4 protein-coding genes are annotated in these 5,092 nt (G+C 59.8%); all 4 read left to right on the top strand.

The window, feature by feature from the left end; all coding sequences use genetic code 11:
• The first annotated feature begins 179 nt into the window (after positions 1 to 179).
• Entirely contained in the window at positions 180 to 1,862 is a 1,683-nt protein-coding gene (locus tag DES43_RS21860; RefSeq protein WP_208110872.1) for a Mu transposase C-terminal domain-containing protein, read from the top strand.
• On the top strand, positions 1,862 to 2,764 hold the full coding sequence (locus DES43_RS21855; RefSeq protein WP_133676389.1) for a TniB family NTP-binding protein: 903 nt from the start codon (positions 1,862 to 1,864) through the stop codon (positions 2,762 to 2,764). The genes DES43_RS21860 and DES43_RS21855 overlap by 1 nt, the downstream gene beginning before the upstream one ends.
• Positions 2,765 to 2,766: 2 nt before the next feature.
• Entirely contained in the window at positions 2,767 to 3,930 is a 1,164-nt protein-coding gene (locus DES43_RS21850) for a TniQ family protein (protein ID WP_133676387.1), read from the top strand.
• A 319-nt stretch (positions 3,931 to 4,249) separates the two neighbouring features.
• Positions 4,250 to 5,092: RHE_PE00001 family protein (locus DES43_RS21845; RefSeq protein WP_133676385.1), on the top strand; the 843-nt coding region annotated here is incomplete at its 3' end.

Raw genomic sequence — 5,092 nt, 5'->3', positions numbered from 1 at the left:
TGTCAGTTGTCAAAGTTAGCTTCAATGCGGAGTATGGAAGATCAATATCTTAGCGAAGGTCATGGTCACAGTAATCAGCTCGTGATTCCCCATAGTTGTCTTCACTATGTAGCATAAACTGCCCATACTTCCCTTCAATGCCGCCGAGTCGGTTGCCTGCAGGGGAGGGACGTCGCAGGGTGGATGATCACGCTGGACAGATTGCCGAACGAGGTACGCTCGGGCTTTCTGAAGAAGCACGGCAGGAGGCGCAGCGCCGCTATCCGGTGATAGCACCCTTGGCGGCTCAGGAACTGGTCCCAGCCGTTGATGCGCGGGGCGCGGCAGCTCTTTTGGGTATGAGCACCCGTTCGATCTACACACTCGTCGCCCGGTTTCGGGCCTCAGGTGGGTTGATGAGTTCGCTGGCTCCGGGAAAACCATCCGGCGGCCGAGGCCGATCCAGGATGCCGGCGCGAGTCGACGACATTGTCACCGCCGCAATCTACGATACCTACCTGACGCGGCAGAAGCGTCGGATTGTGCGTCTCGTTGAGGAAGTTCAACTCCGATGTAAGAATGCCGGATTGCCGGTTCCGTCGGCGAAAACGATCCGGCGTCGCCTTGAGACTATTCGGGCTGAAGAGGTAGCGCGTCGCCGTGACGGCCCGCGCAGCAGCGAAGCGAGACGGCTGACGTCGGCTGCGGGCCATGGACCCGTCGCAACGGGACCGCTCGATATCGTCCAGATCGACCATACACCAGTCGACATCATCCTGGTGGACGAAATCAGCCGCCTCCCGGTCGGTCGGCCGTGGCTGACCGTGGCGATCGACGTCTATAGCCGGTGCATCACCGGCTTTCTCGTGTCGTTTGAGGCGCCGTCCGCAACGAGTGTCGGTTTATGCCTCACCCACTCTGGAGTTGAGAAGAAGGCCTATCTCGACGGGCTCGGTCTCGATACAGAGTGGCCGATCGCAGGTGTCCCGCGTCTCCTGCATCTTGATAATGCTGCGGAATTTCATGGCGAAGCTCTCGCTCGTGGCTGTCAGCAGCATGGGATCGGCCTCGAATATCGCCCGAAGGGCCAACCTCATTTCGGCGGGGTGATCGAGCGTCTGATCGGCACATTGATGGGCCTTATCCATGATCTGCCCGGCACAACGTTCTCAAATCCGACCGAACGGGGAACCTATGACAGCGATGCAACTGCGGTTCTTACGTTGTCCGAGCTGGAGCATTGGCTGGCTCTGGCGATCAGCGGACGCTACCATCACGCGGTCCACGAAGGGATCATGGAGCCGCCGCTCGCTCGGTGGAAGCGCGGAATTGCCGAGCATGGAGACCCGCGACCAGTTGCCAATAGCCGCGAGTATCTGGTCGATTTCCTGCCTGTCGTGCGCCGGACGATCCAGCGCGATGGCTTCACGCTCGACCACATCACCTACTATTCAGATGTTTTGCGCCCGTGGATAGCGAATAGGGATCGTTGCCGGTCCTTCCTGATCCGTCGCGATCCTCGCGATCTGTCGCAGATATTTGTGCTCGAGCCGGACGGCCGTAGCTACGTGACGGTGCCTTGCCGGCGTCTGGAAAGGCCAGGAATCTCGCTTTTTGAGCATCGGAAGGCCGTCCAAATGATCAAGGCTGGCGGTCGGGCCCAAGTCGATGAAGAGGTTATCTTCAGGACGGTCGAACAGCAGCGTGGGCTGGTGAAGGCGGCAGCAAAGAAATCCAGAGCGGCCCGGCGCCAGCTGGCGCGACAGACGCCGGTGCGAGAATCGTCGGTGGATAGCGTGGCTGTCATGCCGGCGATCGAAACCGAGCTCGCCGGCGATGATCAGGCCGCCGACTCGGTGCCATTTCCGATGGAAAGATGGTGATGAGCGATCTCAGCCACCTTTCTCGCGATCTGCGAGAGATTGCCTCTGCGGATTACGCGCAACGAATTGCCTTCATCCGTGGCCAATGGTGGATCGGCTATCCGCAGGCACAGGCTGCGCTCGATCTGCTCGGCGCTGCAATTGAAAACGAGCCATGCCGCGTTCGGCCTCAGTGTTTTCTCCTGTTGGGGCCGACTAACAACGGCAAATCGATGATCATCGAGAAATTCCGACGTGATCATACGCTGCCTGCCGTGCCCGACCGTGATGAGGAAAACGTCCCCGTTGTTGTTGTGCAGATGCTTACGGATCCCGGCGTTACACGTTTCTACCAGCATCTTCTGGAGGTTTTGGGAGCGCCGGTACGCAGGACTGCCCGCAAGCATGATCTTGAAGCGCTGGCGTTGTCGATCCTCAGGAGGGTTGGCACACGAATCCTGATCATCGACGAGCTGCACAATCTTCTGGCCGGCACCGCACCGGCACAGCGCGAATTCCTCAACCTGTTGCGGTTTCTCGGCAACGAACTGAGAATTCCGATTGTCGGGGCAGGGACGAGGGACGCCTATCTCGCCATCCGGACCGATCCGCAGCTTGAGAACCGGTTTCATCCGATCATCCTGCCGGCGTGGGAGGAGGGAGACGAACTCAACCGGCTGATCCAGAGCTTCGTGGCGACGTTCCCGCTTCGTAAGCCGTCATTTCTCAGCCCGGCCGAGCTGCAGCGCTGGATTTTGGCCCGCACAGGCGGGACTATAGGCGAAATAGCTGCTCTGTTGCGTTCGGCTGCGGTTGCCGCGGTCGAAGGCGGGGAGGAGGCGATCAATCAGCGGTCGCTCCGCCAGATGAAATACCAAGGTCCGGCAGACCGCCGACGTCTCACCGAGAAGCTTCTGGTCTGAGGATGGCGACAAGGCTGCCGATTCATCCTCAGCCATTGCCGCAAGAAGCTTTGTCTTCATGGCTGTGGCGGCTCGCCGATGCTTATGACATGGGCGTCGGCGAATTCGCTGAAGCAGCCCTGGGGATCAACAGGCCGGATATTGAATTGGCGGATTTCTGGCCATCGGCTCCTTTGATCCAGAAGCTGGCGGAACGCACAGGTGTTGCTATTGGTCGGATCCGGGCCATGACGATGGCGGCCTATGTGCCCTATCTGGTGGACAGCCTGTCGCCTCGCGGCGACATCTTTCCAGCCTATTGCTGTCAGTTTGGTATCTTTGAGAACCCGGCGTTGCGAGTGCGGCCGGCGCGGGCTGCCTCGTGGCTCCCCTGGATCTCGGGTGACCTCGCCGACGGCAAGATGATCGGGTGCATTGAATGCCTGCGGAGCGATCGGCAGCGTTTCGGTCGGCTACATTGGCGAGCGAGCTGGATGGCGAGTTGCCCGAAGCACGGCGTCCTGCTGCAAGCTGCCAGTCCCGCCGAACAATCCGAGTATCCAGTTTCCAGGGAAACTGCCACAGAACTCGCGGCGATCGACGAGTTGACCCTGCAGGCCGTTACGAAGGGCAGGGTACAGTTGCCCGATGGGCGCATTGTTCACGGTGGTCTTTGGCTTCGTGTTTTGCGTGGCGTTATCGATGAAATCTGCCGCCCGCGCTGCATGAAAGATGTGGCACGTCCGATAATTGAGGCCGCGTGGGAAGCAGCAGGCCTGCCCTATCGCCATGCCCTGGGGCGCTGGGGCATTTACGAGAAGTTGGGTCGTTTGGAGCGGGCGAACGTGCTGAAAGTCGCCGCCTTGGCCATTCGGCCGCTGATCAGGGCGGGCTTCCAGCATTTGAAGGCATCTACGCGCCCATTGGCGGCTGAAGCGTCACGGGCTGTCTCGTCTGCCGTTCTCGTGCGGGATTTCCAGCTAATGCCGATCGAAATCGAGAACATCACCATGCTGGCCCGTGAAAACGACGACGTTGCAATCGATCTGCGCCGAATGCTCAATCATCAGCCGCGCAGTGCACGGTTCGTGGCTCAGACTGACGAAACCCTCAAGAGCTTGGGAATTCCGGTGTTGGCGCCGCTTCTCGTCGCCCGGACGCCTGATCTCGCCGATGGCCCCTACTGAAGTCAGCTTTGTCCCGCCAGTGCAGTCCACTGTGACAAATGACACCTGAGAGAGTGGGGGAGGGCGGTTTTCCAAACACAGAAGATACGGATAAAGGATCGTTTGTAAACGTCTCTTGAGTGCCTTTCTGACTGCCGGAGGCGCCAAGAAACCCCGGAAAAACGGCTTTTCTCGTCGATCTGAGCGCCAGTTGCCGGGGCTGTGTTCAATCCCGGAGGCCGCAGCGCTCATTATATATAGAGGGGCACAAGAATTACCGGTGTGACGGAAGCGAAAAGCGTGATAGCTTCCGTATTCAGTTTGAAGCACCATATTTTCAATGGCTTATGAAATCGGAAATGTGAACCATGAGGCTCTCCTGGGGCCTATTTCGGCCGCGGAGGATGCGCTCGCGCGGCTCGACGAGCGAGTTGCTCGGTCCGAGGTGGGATCCGGGTTCGCTGAGCGGGCCAACTTCTTCGATTCCGTCTCCAGTATGTGGGTTGCCGGTGAACTCGTCCATCTCGAGGATCTCGTTCTCCACGATGCGCGAATGGACATCCGCGCGCCGAGCCATGAACTCGTCATCGCTCATGGCATTGTTCGGGCCAGGCGCCGGGTCTCGAGGAATTATCCAGGATGGGCGGTTTCTCGGTCGGGCATCATGGCGCTCGCTGGTATCTCAGAAGAAGCTGGGGGCGAGGTCGAACAGATCGACAGGGGAGGGGAGAGGCCCATGGTCGAGGTGGATGAGGACGACGCACTGGCTCCCGAGCTGGCGGAGATCGATGAGGTCCTCGCCCGTACCGAACGGCTGTTCGATGGCAGAGAGGTCGCCGCGCCAAGGAAGCGGGAACAAGAGGTCAGTGTGGGCGAGCTGGTCATTCGCGACCCGGATTGGGATGAAGGCGAGCGGATCGCCGAGTGGCTCGATCTTGCCAAGAAGGTCGACCGACTACCTGTCACCCTGGCGGCGGCTCTACTTTGGGATGCCTGGGAGCACCTCGAACCCCTGCAGCGCCAGCACTGGCTTGGTCAGGTGCTCGTTTCGGACTTCTTGAGATCACGTGGAAAAATCCGATCTCACCTGCTGGCGTTTGCCGTCGGGCTACGGGAAATTCCCCGTGAGCGCCGACGTGCACGCGACCGGACGACAAGGTTGATTGCATTTCTGGACGCGATG

The sequence above is a fragment of the Aquamicrobium defluvii genome (assembly GCF_004363725.1).
Lineage (GTDB): Bacteria > Pseudomonadota > Alphaproteobacteria > Rhizobiales > Rhizobiaceae > Mesorhizobium > Mesorhizobium defluvii.
This window is presented reverse-complemented; position numbering and strand designations above follow the sequence as displayed.